This is a genomic window from Proluteimonas luteida (assembly GCF_021191695.1).
Taxonomy (GTDB): Bacteria; Pseudomonadota; Gammaproteobacteria; order Xanthomonadales; family Xanthomonadaceae; genus Luteimonas; species Luteimonas luteida.
On sequence record NZ_JAIWPT010000012.1, the window covers coordinates 51,005 to 68,711 of the forward strand.

18 protein-coding genes are annotated in these 17,707 nt (G+C 70.4%); 13 read left to right on the top strand and 5 right to left on the bottom strand.

What is annotated here, in order from left to right; all coding sequences use genetic code 11:
• Positions 1-69: 69 nt before the first annotated feature.
• Together LDO26_RS11755 and bioA are read right to left on the bottom strand one after the other, a co-directional pair.
• Positions 70-804 carry a 16S rRNA (uracil(1498)-N(3))-methyltransferase gene (locus LDO26_RS11755; protein WP_232131290.1) on the bottom strand — a complete coding sequence of 245 codons (735 nt, stop codon included), beginning with the start codon at positions 802-804 and terminating at the stop codon, positions 70-72.
• Positions 795-2,228 carry an adenosylmethionine--8-amino-7-oxononanoate transaminase gene (bioA, locus tag LDO26_RS11760; RefSeq protein WP_232131291.1) on the bottom strand — a complete coding sequence of 478 codons (1,434 nt, stop codon included), beginning with the start codon at positions 2,226-2,228 and terminating at the stop codon, positions 795-797. The genes LDO26_RS11755 and bioA overlap by 10 nt, the downstream gene beginning before the upstream one ends.
• A 53-nt stretch (positions 2,229-2,281) precedes the next feature.
• Here bioA and nudE point away from each other — a divergent pair, with 53 nt between their 5' ends.
• From nudE to LDO26_RS11805, 9 genes are all read left to right on the top strand, one after another.
• Complete coding sequence (gene nudE / locus LDO26_RS11765; protein WP_255682209.1) at positions 2,282-2,833, top strand: ADP compounds hydrolase NudE; 552 nt, start codon at positions 2,282-2,284, stop codon at positions 2,831-2,833.
• Positions 2,826-3,644 (top strand): 3'(2'),5'-bisphosphate nucleotidase CysQ, encoded by an 819-nt coding sequence (gene cysQ / locus LDO26_RS11770; protein ID WP_232131292.1) that lies wholly within the window; start codon positions 2,826-2,828, stop codon positions 3,642-3,644. Before nudE ends, cysQ begins: the two co-directional genes overlap by 8 nt.
• A gap of 130 nt (positions 3,645-3,774) precedes the next feature.
• Positions 3,775-4,611: a nucleoside triphosphate pyrophosphohydrolase gene (gene mazG / locus LDO26_RS11775; RefSeq protein WP_232131293.1), complete on the top strand. Its 837-nt coding sequence runs from the start codon at positions 3,775-3,777 to the stop codon at positions 4,609-4,611.
• A gap of 151 nt (positions 4,612-4,762) precedes the next feature.
• Positions 4,763-5,065 (top strand): Mpo1-like protein, encoded by a 303-nt coding sequence (locus tag LDO26_RS11780; protein ID WP_232131294.1) that lies wholly within the window; start codon positions 4,763-4,765, stop codon positions 5,063-5,065.
• A 170-nt stretch (positions 5,066-5,235) separates the two neighbouring features.
• A complete protein-coding gene (locus tag LDO26_RS11785) occupies positions 5,236-5,949 on the top strand; it encodes a response regulator transcription factor (RefSeq protein ID WP_047137337.1) in 714 nt (237 codons plus the stop codon).
• A 27-nt stretch (positions 5,950-5,976) separates the two neighbouring features.
• Positions 5,977-7,290: a sensor histidine kinase gene (locus LDO26_RS11790; protein ID WP_232131295.1), complete on the top strand. Its 1,314-nt coding sequence runs from the start codon at positions 5,977-5,979 to the stop codon at positions 7,288-7,290.
• A gap of 109 nt (positions 7,291-7,399) precedes the next feature.
• Complete coding sequence (locus LDO26_RS11795; RefSeq protein ID WP_232131296.1) at positions 7,400-8,917, top strand: efflux RND transporter periplasmic adaptor subunit; 1,518 nt, start codon at positions 7,400-7,402, stop codon at positions 8,915-8,917.
• Positions 8,914-9,750 carry an ABC transporter ATP-binding protein gene (locus LDO26_RS11800; RefSeq protein ID WP_232131297.1) on the top strand — a complete coding sequence of 279 codons (837 nt, stop codon included), beginning with the start codon at positions 8,914-8,916 and terminating at the stop codon, positions 9,748-9,750. Before LDO26_RS11795 ends, LDO26_RS11800 begins: the two co-directional genes overlap by 4 nt.
• Complete coding sequence (locus LDO26_RS11805) at positions 9,747-10,985, top strand: ABC transporter permease (RefSeq protein WP_232131298.1); 1,239 nt, start codon at positions 9,747-9,749, stop codon at positions 10,983-10,985. Before LDO26_RS11800 ends, LDO26_RS11805 begins: the two co-directional genes overlap by 4 nt.
• Before the next feature lie 153 nt (positions 10,986-11,138).
• On the opposite strand, the gene LDO26_RS11810 is transcribed toward LDO26_RS11805, so the two are convergent.
• Entirely contained in the window at positions 11,139-12,380 is a 1,242-nt protein-coding gene (locus LDO26_RS11810) for a S8 family peptidase (RefSeq protein ID WP_232131299.1), read from the bottom strand.
• A 365-nt stretch (positions 12,381-12,745) separates the two neighbouring features.
• On the opposite strand from LDO26_RS11810, the gene LDO26_RS11815 reads away from it, so the two are divergent.
• Positions 12,746-13,714, top strand: a complete 969-nt coding sequence (locus LDO26_RS11815; RefSeq protein ID WP_232131300.1) for an isoaspartyl peptidase/L-asparaginase family protein — start codon at positions 12,746-12,748, stop codon at positions 13,712-13,714.
• A gap of 325 nt (positions 13,715-14,039) precedes the next feature.
• Entirely contained in the window at positions 14,040-14,702 is a 663-nt protein-coding gene (locus LDO26_RS11820) for a LysM peptidoglycan-binding domain-containing protein (RefSeq protein WP_232131301.1), read from the top strand.
• Between the two features lie 156 nt (positions 14,703-14,858).
• Here LDO26_RS11820 and LDO26_RS11825 read toward each other — a convergent pair whose 3' ends face one another.
• Positions 14,859-15,491 (bottom strand): hypothetical protein, encoded by a 633-nt coding sequence (locus LDO26_RS11825; protein WP_232131302.1) that lies wholly within the window; start codon positions 15,489-15,491, stop codon positions 14,859-14,861.
• A 67-nt stretch (positions 15,492-15,558) separates the two neighbouring features.
• Positions 15,559-16,287 carry an SGNH/GDSL hydrolase family protein gene (locus LDO26_RS11830; protein ID WP_232131303.1) on the bottom strand — a complete coding sequence of 243 codons (729 nt, stop codon included), beginning with the start codon at positions 16,285-16,287 and terminating at the stop codon, positions 15,559-15,561.
• A gap of 190 nt (positions 16,288-16,477) precedes the next feature.
• Between LDO26_RS11830 and LDO26_RS11835 the strand changes: the two genes are divergently transcribed.
• Together LDO26_RS11835 and LDO26_RS11840 are read left to right on the top strand one after the other, a co-directional pair.
• Positions 16,478-16,858, top strand: a complete 381-nt coding sequence (locus LDO26_RS11835; protein ID WP_232131376.1) for a diacylglycerol kinase — start codon at positions 16,478-16,480, stop codon at positions 16,856-16,858.
• Positions 16,859-16,925: 67 nt separating this feature from the next.
• Positions 16,926-17,705 carry a TerC family protein gene (locus LDO26_RS11840; RefSeq protein WP_232131304.1) on the top strand — a complete coding sequence of 260 codons (780 nt, stop codon included), beginning with the start codon at positions 16,926-16,928 and terminating at the stop codon, positions 17,703-17,705.
• The last annotated feature ends 2 nt before the right edge of the window (positions 17,706-17,707 follow it).

The following is a 17,707-nucleotide window of genomic DNA, read 5'->3' on the forward strand; positions in this document are numbered from 1 at the left end:
CCGCCCGGCATGCGCATGCCGTAGGTCGGCCCTACGCGGCCGACGTGCGCTGGCGCGGCGAGAGCCGTCCTACGCCAGATCGCCGAATCGCGCCTGCAGCGCGGCGACCGCGGCGATGCCGGCGGTCTCGGCGCGCAGGATCCGCGGGCCCAGGCGCAGGCCGCCGAAGCCGGCCGCGACCAGCGCGGCCCGGTCGTTCGGCGACCAGCCGCCCTCGGGGCCGATCGCCAGCAGCAGTTCGCCGGACGGCGCCGGCATCGTCGCGATGCCCGCGGCCGCCTCCGGGTCGAGCAGCCAGCGCGTACCGCCGGCCGGCAACGCGGCCAGGGCCGCCGCCAGCGGCTGCGGCACGGCGACCTGCGGAATCCGCGCGCGCCAGCTCTGTTCGCAGGCCGACACGACCACGCTGCGCCAGTGCGCGAGGCGCTTGCCGGCGCGCTCGGCATCAAGCTTGACCTCGCTGCGGTCGCTCGACACCGGCACGAACGCGGCGACGCCCAGTTCGGTCGCCTTCTGCAGGATCCAGTCCATCTTCTCGCCGCGGGCGATGCCCTGCAGCAGCACGATGCGCAGCGGCGATTCGACGTCGACCGGACGCGTGGCGACGATCTCGGCGGTCGCGCCGCGCTTGCCCGTCGCGACCAGCCGCGCGTCGTGGTCGTGGCCGTCGCCGTTGAACAGCACGCAGGCGTCGCCCTCGCGCAGGCGCAGCACCCGCACCAGGTGCGCGGCCGCGTCGTCGGGCAGCTCGATCCGCTGGCCCTCGGCGAGCGGACGGTCGACGAAGGCCCGGATCAGGCGCATGCGGTGGCGCTCCCGATGGCTTCGGCGGTGACCTCGGCCAGCAGCTGCAACTGGGCGTCGTCGATGCAGTACGGCGGCATCCAGTAGAGGATGTCGCCGAGCGGGCGCAGCAGCACGCCGCGCGCCACCGCATGCCGGTAGGCCTGCAGGCCGACCCGCAGCGCCGGATCGAACGGCGTGCGCCGGTCGCCGTCGCGGGTCAGTTCGAAGGCGACGATCATGCCGGCCTGGCGGGTGTCGGCGACGTGGCGGTGGCTGCCGACCTGCGCCGCCAGCCGCGCCATCTTCGCCGCGGTGTCGCGGTTGCGCGCGAGCACCTCGTCGCTCTCGAAGATCCGCAGCGAGGCCAGCGCGGCGGCGCAGGCCAGCGGATTGCCGGTGTAGCTGTGCGAATGCAGGAACGCGCGTTCGCGCGAGGCGTCGAGGAAACCGTCGTACAGCACCTGGGTCGCCAGCACCGTCGCCAGCGGCAGGAAGCCGCCGGTCAGGCCTTTCGACAGGCACAGCAGATCGGGCTGGATGCCACCGGCGCCGCCGCTGCGCGTGTCGCCCGGGGCCTGCTCGCAGGCGAACAGGGTGCCGGTGCGGCCGAAGCCGACCGCGATCTCGTCGGCGATCAGGAAGATGCCGTGCACGTCGCACAGTTCGCGCACGCGCTTCAGGTACACCGGGTCGTGCATGCGCATGCCGCCGGCGCACTGCACCCGCGGCTCGAGGATCATCGCGCAGATCTCGCCGGCGTGTTCGTCGAGCAGGTGCGCCAGCGCGTCGGCCGCATCCTCGGCATGGCCGGCGGCGCTCTGGCCGTCGCGCGCCAGGTACGCGTCCGGCGACGGCGCGAACACCGCCTCGCACAGCAGCGGTGCGTACACGCGCCGGTACAGCGGGATGTCGCCGACCGCCAGCGCGCCCAGCGTCTCGCCGTGGTAGCCGTTGTGCAGGGCGACGAACTTCGTGCGCCGCGGCTCGTCGCCGCGGTTGGCGAACCACTGGAACGCCATCTTCAGCGCGACCTCGACGCCGGCCGAGCCGTTGTCGGCGTAGAACACCTTGCTCAGTGGTGCGCGGCCGGGCTCGCGCGGCGCGATGGTGAGCAGGCGTTCGGCCAGCTCGACCGCGCCGGGATGGGTGCAGCCGGCCAGGATCACCTGTTCGAGCGTGCGCGCCTGGCGTGCGACCGCCTCGGCGATGCGCGGCTCGGCATGGCCGTGCAGGTTGGTCCACCAGCTGCTGCCCGAATCGAGGATGCGGCGGCCGCCGCTCTCGATCAGCCATGCGCCTTCGCCGCGCTCGATCGGCAGCAGCGGCTGGATGTCGGGGTGCTCGCGCATCTGCGTGCACGGGTGCCAGACCGCGGCGAGGTCGCGGGTCCGCCAGTCGTCGCCGTCGGCTAGAATGGCGGGATCGTGAGTCTGTCCTGTCATCCCCGCATTATCGCCGCTTGCGTCCGTCGCCGCGTGGACGGGGAACCGCTGCCTTGAGCCGCCGCCTGCCGACGATCCACAAGACCACCGGACACGATGCCGGTCCGTTCCGCATGGAGCAGCTCGACCTGGAGTTCAGCAACGGCGAGCGCCGCCTGTACGAGCGGCTGCACGGGCGCGGGCACGGCGCGGTCATCGTGGTGCCGATGCTCGACGACGAGACCGTGCTGCTGGTGCGCGAGTACGCCGCCGGCATGCATCGCTACGAGCTGGGCCTGGTCAAGGGCCGCATCGACGCCGGCGAGACGCCGCTGCAGGCCGCCGACCGCGAACTGAAGGAAGAGGCGGGCTACGGCGCCCGCCGTCTCGATGCGCTGCGCATGATCTCGCTGGCGCCGACCTACATGAGTCACCAGGCGACGCTGGTGCTGGCGCGCGACCTGTACCCCGAGCGCCTGCCCGGCGACGAGCCGGAGGAACTCGAGGTCGTGCCGTGGAAGCTCGACGCGCTGCACGAGCTGATCCTGCGCGAGGACTTCTCCGAAGGCCGCTCGATCGCCGCGCTGTACATCGTCCGCGACTGGCTGCGCCACCACGGTGACTGAGCGCGCCTGCCCGGTCGATGCCGCGGTCCGCGAAGGCGTCATCGCGATCGCACGCGACGCCGCCAGCGCGATCCTCGCCGTCTACGCGCACGACTTCGAGGTCGTCTGCAAGGCCGACCACAGCCCGGTGACCGCGGCCGACCTTGATGCCCACCGGATCATCGTCGCCGGCCTGCGCCGGCTGACTCCCGGCATCCCGGTGCTGTCGGAGGAGGCGGCGGGCAACGTGCCGACGGCCGAACGCCGGTCATGGACGCGGATGTGGCTGGTCGACCCGCTCGACGGCACCCGCGAGTTCGTCAAGCGCAACGGCGAATTCAGCGTCAACATCGCGCTGATCGAGGACGGCGTGGCGACGTTCGGGGTGATCCAGGCGCCGGTGACCGGCCTCGTCTGGCATGGCGCGCTGGCGCGCGGTGCGTTCCGCCGCGACGGCGACGCCGATACGCCCATCCATACCCGGCGCTGCGCCGGCGCGCCGCCGTCCGCGCTGCGCGTGGCCGCCAGCCGCTCGCATCGCGACCCGCGCACGACCGCGCTGCTGGCGCGCATCGGCGACGTGGTGCCGATGCCGCTGGGCTCGTCGCTGAAGTTCTGCCGCATCGCCGAAGGCGGCATGGACGTCTATCCGCGTTTCGGGCCGACCAGCGAGTGGGACACGGCCGCCGGCCAGGCGATCCTTGAAGCGGCCGGCGGCTGCTTGCTCGACCCGCAGGGCCGTCCGTTCCGCTACAACCGGCGCGACACGCTCCTCAACGGCGACTTCATCGCACTGGGCGATCCCGATCTGCCGTGGCGCGAGTGGATCTGATGGTTTTTGCCGCGGATTTACGCGGATGACGCGGATTCAAAAGCAAAAGGCAAGAAAACAGGCATCACTTTTGCCTGATCCGCGTTTCTCCGCGTAGATCCGCGGCCAAAACAGTTATCCGGGGCAAGCGATGCACGACACGAACAATGGAATGGAACGGCTGCTCGCGATCATGGCGCGGCTGCGCGATCCCAGGCGCGGCTGCTCCTGGGATCTGCAGCAGGATTTCGCCTCGATCGCGCCGTACACGATCGAGGAAGCCTACGAGGTCGCCGATGCGATCGACCGCGGCGACCTGCCGGCACTGTGCGACGAGCTCGGCGACCTGCTGCTGCAGGTGGTGTTCCACGCACGCATGGCCGAGGAGCAGGGCGCGTTCGCGTTCGGCGATGTCGTCGATGCGATCAGCGGCAAGATGCTGCGCCGTCACCCGCACGTGTTCGGCGACGTGCCCGCCGTGGACGCCGATGCGGTCAGCCGCGACTGGGAGGCGATCAAGCAGCAGGAGCGGGCCGCGGCCGGCGCAACCGACACCTCGGCGCTCGCCGGCATCGCCCGCGGCCTGCCGGAATGGCAGCGTGCGGTGAAACTGCAGAAGCGCGCCGCGCGCGTCGGCTTCGACTGGCCGGGCCCGGCGCCGGTCATCGACAAGCTGCACGAGGAGATCGACGAGGTCCGCGCCGAATTCGACGCGGTGGCCGCCGACCCCGCGGACCCGCAGGCGCAGGCGCGCCTGGAGGAAGAGATCGGCGACCTGCTGTTCGTCGCGGCGAATCTGGCGCGACACGCGAAGGTCGATGTCGGCGCGGCGCTGCGACGGGCCAACCACAAGTTCGAGCGCCGCTTCCGCGCGATGGAAACGCTGGCCCGTGCCGATGGCGTGCGCCTGGACGACCTGCCACTGGACGCGCAGGACCTCTATTGGCACCGCGTCAAAGATGCGGAGACCGGCTCCGGCGAGCGCTGATCGGGCGGCGCCGGTCTCCGTCCTGCGCGGGGCCTGCGTCCCGGTCGCCCCGCGGCGGGCCCATCGTCCACGCCGGCGCGGCGTTGTGCCTGCCCGGCAGGCCGGTCATCATGCGCCTGCCACGAACGGCCCGACGTCCACGGGAGGGGATATGCGCCGCTTCGCCAGCTTCCGCGAGTTCTATCCGTTCTATCTCGGCGAGCATACGCACCCGGTTTCGCGCCGGCTGCACTTCATCGGCAGTTGCGGCGTGCTGGTGCTGCTCGGCGTCGCGCTGTGGCAACGCAATGCGTGGTGGCTGCTGGCCGCGCTGGCCTGTGGTTACGGCTTCGCCTGGGTCGGGCATTTCTTCTTCGAGAAGAACCGGCCGGCGACATTCCGGCATCCGCTGTATTCGTTCATCGGCGACTGGGTGATGTTCAAGGACATCCTGACCGGCCGGATCCGGTTCTGAGCGTTCCGCCGTCGACGGGGCCTGCCGTCCGGCGACACCTGGCGGTGCGACACAGGCGCAGGCGGTAGACCGACCCAGTGTCGTCACGGGCCGTGGAATCTTCACGGTGCCTGCACCGCCGGCGTGGCATTTTCACAAACATTAATGTCACAACACCGCTGGGAGTCAGCATGCGCGCAGGGCAGGAACCGGGGGGGCTCGTCCTCATCGTCGAGGACAACCGCAACATCTCGGAAATGGTGGGCGAATATCTGGAAGGGCGCGGGTTCGAGGTCGACTATGCCGCCGACGGCCTCGACGGCTATCGCCTCGCGACCGAAAACAGCTACGACGTGATCGTGCTCGACCTGATGCTGCCGCGTCTGGACGGCATCGAGGTGTGCAAGCGCCTGCGCGAGGATGCGCGCAAGTCGACGCCGGTGCTGATGCTGACCGCGCGCGACACGCTCGACGAGAAACTGACCGGGCTGAGCTCGGGCGCCGACGACTACCTGACCAAGCCGTTCGCGATCCAGGAACTGGAAGCGCGCCTGCGCGCGCTGATCCGCCGCGAACGCCGCCAGGTGGGCTCCGAGGTGCTGAAGGTCGCCGACCTGGTGCTCGACCCGGCCAGCATGCGCGCGACCCGCGGCGGCACCGAGCTGCAGCTCTCGCCGATCGGCATGAAGCTGCTGACGATCCTGATGCGGGAATCGCCGCGGGTGGTCAACCGCCAGGAAATCGAACGCGAGATCTGGGGCAACAGCCTGCCCGACTCGGACACCCTGCGCAGCCATCTGTACAACCTGCGCAAGATCATCGACAAGCCCTACGACAAGCAGCTGCTGCACACCGTGCAGAGCGCCGGCTACCGGATCGCCGACATCGAGCAGTCGCCGGCGTAAGCCGGTCGCGGGGACGTCGACACGCCGATGCCGCAAGGCCTGCCAAACCGCATCCGCGATGCGTTCACGTTCCAGGCGGTGATCGCCGGGATCATCCTGATCGTCTGCGTGATGGCCTCCGCGCTGCTGGGGCGCGAGGTGCTGACCCGGCAATGGCTGCAGGCGGAAGCCGACGCCTACTGGCTGGCCCGCGGCACCGATGTGGCCTATCCGCCACCGTTCAGCGTCAACATGCAGGGCTATTTCGTCTCCGACACGGACGCCGCCCTCGACGCCGTGGTGGGCGGCGACCGCGCGATCGCCAGCCTGGTCTGGTTCAAGGACGCGCCGCCCGGGTTCTCCTCGCGGCGCGATACCGAGGGCATGCTGCTGGTCGACCGCCGGCCCGGCGGCACCCTGTACCTGGCTGCGTCGCTGTCGGCCTTCGACCGGATGCTGGCGCTGATCGCCGGGGTGCTGGCGCTGATGTCGCTGGCGACGATCTTCGCCGTGTCGTGGATGACCTATCGCACGTCCAAGCGCATGGTGCTGCCGATCCACCGCCTCGCCGACCAGGTCGGACGCTGGGATCCGGCCGGCGACGAGGAAGGCCTGCCGGAGCCGATCGAGACCCGGGCCGACTCCGGTCGCGAGGCCTATGCGCTGTCCAGCGCCCTGCACGGGCTGGGCGAACGCATCGCCGCGTTCGTACGCCGCGAACGCGAGTTCACCCGCGACGCCAGCCACGAGCTGCGCACGCCGCTGACGGTGATCCGCGTCGCCAGCGACATGATCGCGGCCGATCCCTCGACGCCGCCGCACCAGCAGCGGCCGCTGCAGCGCATCCGGCGCGCGACCCAGGACATGGAGTCGATCATCGACGCGCTGCTGGTGCTGGCCCGCGAGCGCGGCGTGGTGCCGCAGAGCGAGGTGTTCGAGGTCGTCGACGTGGTCGAGGAGGAAGTGGACAAGGTCCGCGCGCTGTTCGAGGCCAAGCAGGTCGCGCTGCAGGTCGAGATCCGCGCGCGTCCCCGGCTCGACGCGCCGCCGCGCGTGCTCGGGGTGATGCTCGGCCATCTGCTGCGCAACGCCTGGGCCTTCACCGAAAAGGGGCAGGTCGACGTCGTCGTCGACAGCGACCGCATCATCGTCCGCGACACCGGCATCGGCATGTCCGACGAGGTGCTGCGCCGGGTCTACGACCCGTTCTTCCGCGCCGATCCCTTCGGCCAGCCCGGCAAGGGCATCGGCCTGTCGATCGTGCGCCGGCTGGGGACCCGCTTCGGCTGGCCGGTGGCGCTGGAGAGCACGCCCGGCGAGGGCACCACGGTGACGCTCGCACTGCAGCCGCGGGAAGACTGAACCGCGGTTCGCCGGCACGGGCGGGCGTCGGAAAAAAGTTCAGGGGGCGCGGTCAACTCCGACACGGGTCGTGCGTTAGCCTGAGATGTCGCCAGCCAAGAATGGACCCATGAGCACCCGCCCCAAGCCGAAACGTCGCGGTCTGCCGCGCCTTCTCATCGCCGTCGTCGTGCTCGCCGCAGCGGGCGCCGGTCTCTGGTTCTGGATCCAGCGGGACAAGGCCGGGGCGGAGGACGCCTACCGCACCACGCCGGTCGAACGCGGCGATATCCGCGTCGCGATCTCCGCGACCGGCACGCTCAGCGCGACGTCGACGGTGACCGTCGGCAGCCAGATCTCGGGCCAGATCACCGAAGTGCTGGTGGATTTCAACGACAAGGTCGTCAAGGACCAGATCATCGCGCGCATCGATCCGAGCACCTACCAGGCGCAGATCGAACAGGGCGACGCGCAGATCGCCGCGGCGCGCGCGTCGCTGGCGCAGGCCCGGGCGACGCTGCAGAACGCGGAGCTCGACTATCGCCGCAAGGCCGACCTCGGCGCCCAGAAGCTGGTTGCGCAGAGCGATGTCGACCTGGCCAAGGCCACGCTCGACCAGGCGAGGGCGCAGATCGCCTCGACTGAGGCGCAGATCCGCCAGCAGACCGCGGCGACCCAGACCACCCAGGTCAACCTCGACCGCACCGTGATCCGCTCGCCGGTCGACGGCGTGGTGCTGCTGCGGTCGATCGAATTGGGGCAGACCGTCGCCGCCAGCATGACCGCGCCGGAGCTGTTCCAGATCGCCGAGGACCTGTCGAAGATGAAGATCGAGCTGTCGGTCGACGAATCCGACATCGGCCAGGTCGAGGCCGGCCAGGCGGTGAGCTTCACCGCCGACGCCTTCCCCGACCGCCAGTTCCGCGGCGTGGTCGAGCAGGTCCGGCTGTCGGCGACGACGACCAACAACGTCGTCACCTATCCGGTCGTGGTCAGCGTCGACAACAGCGACGGCACCCTGTTGCCGGGGCTGACCGTCAACGCCGAGATCGAGGTCAGCAACCGCAGCAACGTGCTCAAGGTGTCGAGCGCGGCGACCCGTTACAAGCCGGCCGACGCCGCGGGCATCCCGATGGCCACGCCAGGCGGCGCGCCGCGCGGCGGCGGCCTGGCCGACGACCTGGAGGCCGTTGCCGCGTCGATGACCCTGACCGATGCGCAGCGCAGCGCGTTCGACAAGGCCATTGCGGCGGTGCGTGCACGCCAGCAGGCCGGGCCGCAACGCGCCGCGGGCGCGGCCGCGCCGACCGCGGGCGGTCCGGGACCCGGCGGCTTCGGCGCCGGTGCCGGCGCGAGCCGCGGCAGCGACCCGGCGGTGCAGGCGCAGATGCGCCAGCGCATGACCGAGCGCTTCCAGCAGGACTTCGCCGGGTTCACCGACCTGCTCGACGATGCGCAGAAGGCGCAGTGGAACCGCGCGCTGGCCTCGCTGGTCGGCGCGACCCGGACCACGCTGTACCGGCTGGTCGACGGCCGCCGCGAGGCCGTGCAGGTCCGGATCGGCGCCACCGACGGCACCAGCGTCGAGGTCTCGGGCAACATCGCCGAAGGCGATGCGATCGTGATCGGCGAGCGCGCGCCACGATGAGCCGTGCCGGTTCCCGGAACACCGGCGCCACCGCCGCCGACGTCCCGGTCATCGAGACCCGCGCGCTGGAGAAGATCTACAGCGAGGGCACCGAGGCCGAGGTGATCGCGCTGCGCGGCGTGGACCTGCGGATCATGCGCGGCGAGTTCGTCGCGATCATGGGGCCGTCGGGCTCGGGCAAGTCGACGCTGATGAACCTCATCGGCGCGCTCGACACGCCGAGCGCCGGCGTCTACCTGTGCGACGGCGTCGACGTCTCGACGCTGGACCGCGAGGAGCTGGCGACATTGCGCCGCGACAAGATCGGATTCGTGTTCCAGGGCTTCAACCTGCTGCCGAGGATGAGTGCGCTCGACAACGTGGCGATGCCGCTGGGCTATGCCAACGTGCCGCCGGCCGAGCGCCGCGAACGCGCCCAGGCCGCGCTCGAGGCGGTGGGCCTGGGCGCGCGCACCGGGCACCGGCCCAGCGAACTGTCCGGCGGCCAGCAGCAGCGCGTGGCGATCGCGCGCGCGCTGATCAACCGGCCGCCGGTGCTGCTGGCCGACGAGCCGACCGGCGCGCTCGACACGAAAACCGGCGAGGAGATCCTCGCGTTGTTCAAGCGGCTGCGCGACGAAGGGCACACCGTGGTGCTGATCACCCACGATCCCGACGTGGCGGCCCATGCCGACCGCACCTACGTGATGCGCGACGGTCAGCTGGACGAAGAGTCGGGAGCCGGGAGTCGGGATTCGGGGTTCGATTCCAATCCGAATCCCGATCCGAATCCCCAATCCCGGCTTTCAACGGACGCACGTCCGGTCATCCCCAATCCCGGGTCCAAGTCATGAACTTCATCGACGTCCTGCGCACCGCGATCTTTGCGCTGCGCGGCAACTGGATGCGCAGCGCGCTGACTTCGCTCGGCGTGATCATCGGCATCGCCGCGGTCATCATCATGGTGTCCGTGGGGCAGGGCACGCAGGCCGAGATCGAGCGCCAGCTGTCGGGGCTGGGCGCGCAGAAGCTCGACATCGGGCCCAGCGCCGGTCGTTCGCCGGGCGGCGCGCGGATGAGCGCGAGCAGCTTCTTCACCCTCAACGCGGGTGACGTCGACGCGATCCGCCAGGAGATCCCGGAGGTGCAGTACATCTCCGGCTCGCTGCGCGGCAGCAGCCAGGTGGTCTACGCCGAACGCAACTGGAACAGCAGCTGGCGCGGGGTGCAGCCCGACTTCCTCGAGATCAACGGCTGGCAGGTCGTCAACGGCAGCGGATTCGAGCCGCAGCACTTCACCGGTGCCGAGCGCGTCGTGCTGCTGGGCGAGACGGTGCGCCGCGAGCTGTTCGGCGACGAGACCGGCGTCGGCGAGCAGGTGCGCATCGGCCGCACCATGTTCACCGTGCTCGGCACGCTGGGCAGCAAGGGCCTGAGCGGCTTCGGCAGCGACCAGGACGAGATCCTGATGGTGCCGCTGGACACCGCGCGGCGCCGGCTGATGGGCGCGATGGGATTGCCGGCGGGCGCGGTGATGGACATCTCGCTGACCGTCGCCGACGCGCGCGATCTGACCTACGTGCAGGGCGAGGTCGAATCACTGCTGCGCCAGCGCCACCGCATCGGCCCCGGCGACGCCGACGACTTCCAGGTGCGCAACGTCTCGCAGATCGTCGCCACCCGCAACCAGACCACGCAGCAGATGTCGTGGCTGCTCGGCGCCGTGGCGACGATCTCGCTGATCGTCGGCGGCATCGGCATCATGAACATCATGCTGGTCTCGGTGACCGAGCGCATCCGCGAGATCGGCCTGCGCATGGCGGTCGGCGCGGGGCCTTCGGACGTGCGCCGGCAGTTCCTGGCCGAGGCGATGCTGCTGTCGCTGGGCGGCGGCGTGCTGGGCATCACCTTCGGCGTGATCGGCGCGCTGCTGGTCGGCCACTACAACACCGACCTGCCGATCCAGCTCAACGGCAAGGTGGTCGCGCTGGCCGCGGGTTTCTCGGTCGCGACCGGCCTGTTCTTCGGCTACTACCCGGCGCGCAAGGCCTCGCAGCTCGATCCGATCGAGGCGCTGCGGCAACAGTAGCGCCGGGCCCGTGCTGGCGTCTCCTTTCCGGGCGCAGCCGGGCAAGGCGCCGGAAACATTCGGCCGGGCAAGCCCGGCGCTACGACCCGGCGCTGGCAACGATGCGGAAGAGGCGCCATGTGGCGCCCCTTCCGGCCTGCGTTGCGGCGATCCTCAACGCGTGTACAGCAGCCGGTTCGGCGATCCCGTGCCGATGCCGGTCAGGCGGTTGGTCGTCGCATTGCCGTAGACCCAGTTCCGCACCGTCGCCGGCGATGCCGACGGATTGCCGGCCAGGTACAGCGCCGCCGCGCCGGCGACGTGCGGCGAGGCCATCGAGGTCCCGCTGATGGTGTTGGCCGCCGACGTACTGGTATGCCACGCGGAGCGGATCGAAGTGCCCGGTGCGAAGATGTTGACGCAGCTGCCGATGTTGGAGAACGGCGAGCGCGAATCCGTCGAGGTCGTCGAGCCCACGGTCACCGCGTTGCCGACGCGTGCCGGGGAGTAGTTGCAGGCATTCGCACCATTGTTGTTGCCGGCCGCGACCACCACCGTGACGCCGCTGTTGATCAGGTTGCTGGTGGCGGTGTCGGTCGCGCTGGACGCCGGGCCGCCGAGGCTCATGTTGGCGACCGCCGGCAGCACGCGGTTGGCGCGCACCCAGTCGATGCCGGCGATGATCGTCGAGTTGGCGCTGCCGCCGGTGCAGCCGAACACCCGCACCGGCACCAGGCGGACCTGCTTGGCCACGCCCCAGGTGGTGCCGCCGACGGTGCCGGCGACATGGGTGCCGTGGCCGTTGCAGTCGTTGGTGCCACGGCCGTCGTTGATCGCCGAATAGCCCGACAGCAGGCGGCTGCCGAACTCGTTGTGGCCGGTGCGGATGCCGCTGTCGATGATGTAGGCGCGCACATTGGCGGCGGTCTGGTTGTAGATGTAGGTGCCGTTGAGCGGACGGTCGCGCTGGTCGACCCGGTCCAGGCCCCAGGTCGCGCCGGTCTGGGTCGCCGACAGTTCGACCAGGCCGTCCTCCTCGACGAAGTCCACGCGCGGATCGTTGAGCAGCTTCGCCAGCGCGCGCTCGTCGGCATCCACCACCATGCCGTACAGCGCGTGGGTGTAGACCAGGCCGACGTCGAGGGCGTGCTCGGATGCGACGTCGACCACGGTGCGCTCCACCTCTCGGGCGATCGCCAAGTCGGGCGAGGCCGCCGCGGCCTTGTCGAGCCGGCCGGCGAAGCGGTCCTCCTCGACCTTGTCGCGGATGCCGTCGCCGTTGAAGACGACGATGTAGCGGCCGGGGATCGGTGTTTCCACCTTGCGCAGCTCGGCGGCGAAGGCCGGCATGGCGAGGATTGCGGACAGTGCGAGGGCAGCGGAGATTGCGGAAACGAGCGGGCGCTTCTTGGACATGACGGGATCTCCTGGAGATGGCGACGGGTGTCGACTGCGGTGGATCCCCTGTTCCCGTGCGGACCGCTGCCGGTGGCGTGGACTGGCAATGGGCGCGGCCGGATGGAGCGAGATTTGTCGGCGTGGCAAGGGCTGTCAAATCGGTGGCCCGCGTTCGTCCGCACTGCGCGGATCGCATGTGCGCAAGCGCACGGAATCGCCCGTGCAATCGTTTCCAATGCCGTTGCGATTCATTCGCATCGCGCAGGTCTGGGGCCGCCCCTTGCCGCGCCGGAGGGCAGCGCCGCGCATGGCGCCGCACGCGCGGTGCCGGCTATGCTGGCCGCTTCGTCCGCGACTGCAAGCGGGCATCGCATGGAGGGGGCATGGCGTCCGATCGAGCAAGTCCACCGACCGTCCTGGTCATCCACGGCGGCGCCGGGGTCATCGAGCGCGATGCGCTGGAGGCATCCGCCGAGGCCGCGATCCACGCCGCGCTGCAGGGTGCGCTGGACGCCGGCCAGGCGCTGCTGTCCGCTGGCGGCAGCGCGCTCGACGCGGTCGAGGCGGCCGTCGTCGCACTCGAGGAGTCGCCGCACTTCAATGCCGGCAAGGGTTCGGTCTACGACGCGGATGGCGGTCACGAGCTCGACGCCTCGATCATGGATGGCGTCGGCCAGCGCGCCGGCGCGGTCGCGGGCGTGACCACGGTCCGCAATCCGGTACGCCTGGCGCGCCGGGTGATGACCGACTCGCCGCATGTGCTGCTGATCGGTGCGGGCGCCGAACGGTTCGCCGACACCCAGGCCGATCTCGAACGCGTGCCCAACGCCTGGTTCGACACCCCGCACCGGCACGCGCAACTGCTGCAGGCGCAGGCCCGCGAGGCGGCCGAGCGCGCGCAATCCGACGCCACCGCGGAGAACCTGCGCGGCAAGTATTTCGGCACCGTCGGCGCGGTGGCGCTGGACGCCGACGGGCGGCTGGCCGCGGCCACCTCGACCGGCGGCATGACCAACAAGAAGTGGGGCCGGGTCGGCGACTCGCCGGTGATCGGCGCCGGGACCTGGGCCGATGCGCGCTGCGCGGTGTCGGGCACCGGCTGGGGCGAGTTCTTCCTGCGCGCGGCCGTGGCGCACGACATCGCCGCGCGCATCGCCTATGGCGGGCACAGCCTGCAGGCGGCCGCGGATGCGGTGATCTGCGACGTGGTGCCGGCCCTGGGTGGCGACGGCGGTGCGATCGCGGTCGATCGCGACGGCAACATCGCGATGCCGTTCAGCACCTCGGGCATGTACCGCGGCTGGGTGCGTGGCGATGGTCGGCGCGGCACCGCGATTTTCCGCGACGTCTGACCGGGGACGGGACGCCGGCCCGCAACGAGGCCGCTACCTGTCGTGTGCTGCCCTCGATTGCGATGCGTGCCATCGCGCCGATGCCGAGGATCTGATCCAGGACATGCTGCCTGCCGCGCTGCGGGCCGACGGCGCGGATCCGGCGTGGTGGGCGGGCGCGTTGCGCCGGCAGGCCGCCGGCCCATCCGCGGCTGAATGGCGGATGGGCGCGACCTAGGGTCTGTCCCAGATTGAGCATCGGTGGCGTGGGGGCGAAGGTAGCCACATCCGCCCAGGCCGTGCCGATGCGCGCCGGGCACCGTGATTCATATCCGGAGGCATGACGATGACCGCGATCGGTGGCGCAACACACAACATCTCCTGGGGCGACACCCTGTCCGCACTGGCCGTGCGCTACGGCACCTCGGTCGATGCGATCATGGCCGCGAACTCCAAGATCTCCAATCCCGACCTGATCTATGCCGGCGACTCGCTGGTGATCCCCGGTGCCAACGGCGCACCGTCGGGCGGGCAGGGACCGGGCGCGACCACCGGCACGGGGCCGATCGCCGATTCCGGCCCGGTCGATGGCCGCAATGCGGCCGCCATCGCCGAACAGTTCATCGGCCGCAACGCCGGCGAGCTCAAGCACAGCGACGAACTGCCGATGCAGTCCTGGGTTCCCAACAACGTGAACTGCGCGAACTTCGTCTCCGCGGTGCTGCAGAAGGCAGGACTGATCGATTCCAGCCAGGCCAGCGCCTCGGTCGACCAGTTGGCGAACAACCTCAAGGGCGACGGGTGGCAGACGGTGTCGCTGCAGAACGCCAAGCCCGGCGACGTGGTGCTGATGCAGAAGAACGGCCAGTCGCACGTCGTGTTCTTCGCCGGGTTCGAGAATGGCCAGCCGAAGTTCATCGGCTCCAACAACGTCAATGCCGACGGTTCCCAGCGGGTGAGCTGGGGCGGGGCGTCGGGCAACTACGAGATCATCACGCCGCCACGCTGATCCGCGGGGCAAGGCGTTGCGGGGACGGGCCGGGCGGATCGCACCGGCCCGTTTCGCGTGTGCGGCCCCGGCTGGCGGTGTCGCGGGAGCGGCCGGCGAACGCCGGCCCGCGGGAGCCGATGGGACGGATCGCCGAAAGTATTGGGAAGCGCCCGGCTAGAAGCCGAACAGCTGCCGCGGCGCGGCATGTTCGGTCGGCCAGGTCAGCCAGGCGACATCCGACGGTCCGATGGCGTGGTCGATCAGGGTCCAGGCGGTCTCGGCGGTCCCGGCGGCGCCTTCTCCAGCGTCTGCGTCGGGTGGTGTGGCGGGTTCCGCGCCGTCGTCGGAAACCGCGGCGCTCACGTTGCCGGACACCGCCTGCGCAGCCGCGGCCGGCGGTATCGTGGCTTCGGTATCCGCGGCCCGGTCTTCGGCGCTGTCGGCGTCTTCCGGGGGGACGGACGGCGATGGGGCCTGCAGCAGGGCCACGTAGACATCGGACATGCCGCCGGTGGCCGCCCGCTCGGCGTAGGGCGTGCCGGTGTAGTCCGGCATGCCGCCGTCGGCAGCGCGCAGCGTGCCCTGCAGGAACGCCCAGCGTCCCAGCCGGTCGAGGCGTTCGACCTCCACCTTCACGCTGTCGCCGAAGGCGGCGTGGACCGGCGCGACCGCGGCGGCCAGCAAGGCGTCGTAGCCGGGATTGCCCGGATGCTGCGGTTCGACCGTGGACTGGGCGAAGACGGGTTGCATGGCGACTCCTAGGATCAGCGACGCGAAGGCCTTGGCGGCGGTGTGGCGGGTCGGCATCGTCCGCTCCTGCGATCAGGGCGGATCAGTGTCGCGGCCGGCGCATTCGGGCGGGGTGAAGGCGCCTTCACCGCACCAGATAGGGTTCGACGATGCCGCGCCACAGCGCGTAGCCATCGGCGTTGAGGTGCAGGCGGTCCTCGAGGAACAGCGACCCGCGCGGCCTGCCGTCGGCATCGAGCATCGGCGTGAAGACGTCGATGAAGGCCACGTTCTTCTGCGTTGCCGCCCAGTCGCGGATCGCGTCGTTGGCCGTGCGCTGGGCATCGAGCGAACCCTCGCGCAAGGGGCTGGGCTTGATTGCCAGCAGGGCGATCGAGGTACCGGGCAGGTCGCGGCGGACGCGGGCGACGAAGGCCCGGGTGTCGGCGAGTACCTGCTGTGGCGTCCGTCCCGCGTCGATGTCGTTGTCGCCGGCATAGAGCACGATCTGGCGCGGCCGGTAGCGCACGGCGATCTCGTCGGCGTACCAGACCGCGTCGCGGACCTGGGAGCCGCCGAAGCCGCGGTTGAGCACCGGCACGTCGGAGAAATCCTGCGCCAGCGTCGTCCACATGCGGACCGACGAGCTGCCGGTGAACACCACCGGCCGTTCCGGCGGCGGCGTTGCCGCGTCCTCGGCGGCGAAGCGCGCCATGTCGCGGGCCCAGTCCGGCGACGACACCGGGTCGAGCGGCGCCTCCACGGCTTCCGGGGTGTCGATGGCGCGTCCGACGCCGGTGCCGGTGCAGCCGGCCAGGGCCAGCAGGGCGGCGAACAGCGGGGCGGCGCAGCAGCGCAGGCGGAGGTTCGACATCGGAGGGTCCCGGGAAAGGCCGGGGGCCAGTGAACCAGCCGGATCGCGGCAATGCAAACCGATGCCACCGGCCGAAACGTGGCCGATGGGCGGGATGTGGCAAAATCCCCGGTTCGCGGCCCGGGCCGTTCCCTTCCGGTTGTTCCATGTCAGCGAGCGTTCCGCGCGCCTGCACCGCGCGCCAGGTCAGATGAGCGACGAAACCGGTCATCTGCCGCGCGGTCCCGCGCGGATGCTGAAGGCGACGATCTGGTCGCTGCAGGGGCTGCGGGCGGCGTGGTGGCACGAGTCCTCGTTCCGGCTCGAGGTCTACCTGCTGCTCCTGGTCGGACCGCTGGCGCTGTGGCTGGGCGAGACGGGCGTGGAGCGCGCGCTGCTGCTGGGCAGCTGCCTGCTGGTGCTGGCGGCCGAACTGCTGAACTCCGCGATCGAGGCCATCATCGAGCGCTATGGCCCCGAGCACCATGAGCTGGCCGGTCGCGCCAAGGACATGGGCTCGGCGGCGGTGTTCGTGCTGATGGTGAACGTGGTGGCGACCTGGAGTCTGATATTGCTGCCCCGCTGGTTATGAACGTGCCGGGCTCCCGTCCCGGCGTGGCAACTGTGACAACAACGAATCAATCGAGGATGCGTCTCCCATGATGGAACTGCTGACCGACCCCCAGGTCTGGATCCTGCTGATCACCCTCAGCGCGATCGAGATCGTGCTCGGTATCGACAACCTTGTCTTCATCTCGATCGCGGTCGGCAAGCTGCCGGTCGAGAGGCGGGAGTTCGCGCGCAAGTTCGGCATCGCGGTCGCGTGCATCACCCGCATCGGCCTGCTGCTGACGCTGGCGTGGCTGGCGCGTTTGACCGATCCCTTGTTCGAACTGTTCGGACGCGGGATCTCGGTGCGCGACCTGATCCTGATCCTCGGCGGCCTGTTCCTGGTCGTGAAGGGGGCGATGGAGATCCGCGAACAGCTCAAGGGCGGTGATCACGAGGAAGGCCATGCCATGGGCAGGGCGACCGCCTCGTTCGGCACGGTGATCGCGCAGATCGCGGTGATCGACATCGTGTTCTCGCTCGATTCGGTGATCGCCGCGGTCGGCATGGCCGGCGACTACGTGCCGGTGATGGTCTGCGCGATCCTGATCGCGGTCTCGGTGATGCTGCTGGCGGCGCAGCCGCTGGGCAAGTTCATCGACGCCAACCCGACAGTGAAGATGCTGGCGCTGGCCTTCATCGTGCTGATCGGCATCTACCTGCTGTTCGACGGCTTCGGCGTCCACATTCCCAAGGGCTACATCTACGGCTCGATGGGCTTCTCGGCCTTCGTCGAGATCCTGAACCTGTGGGCCAAGCGCAACGCGATGCGCCTGCGCGGCGAGCGCACGCCACCGGTCGACGAGCCCACCGATCCGATGCCGCGCTGATC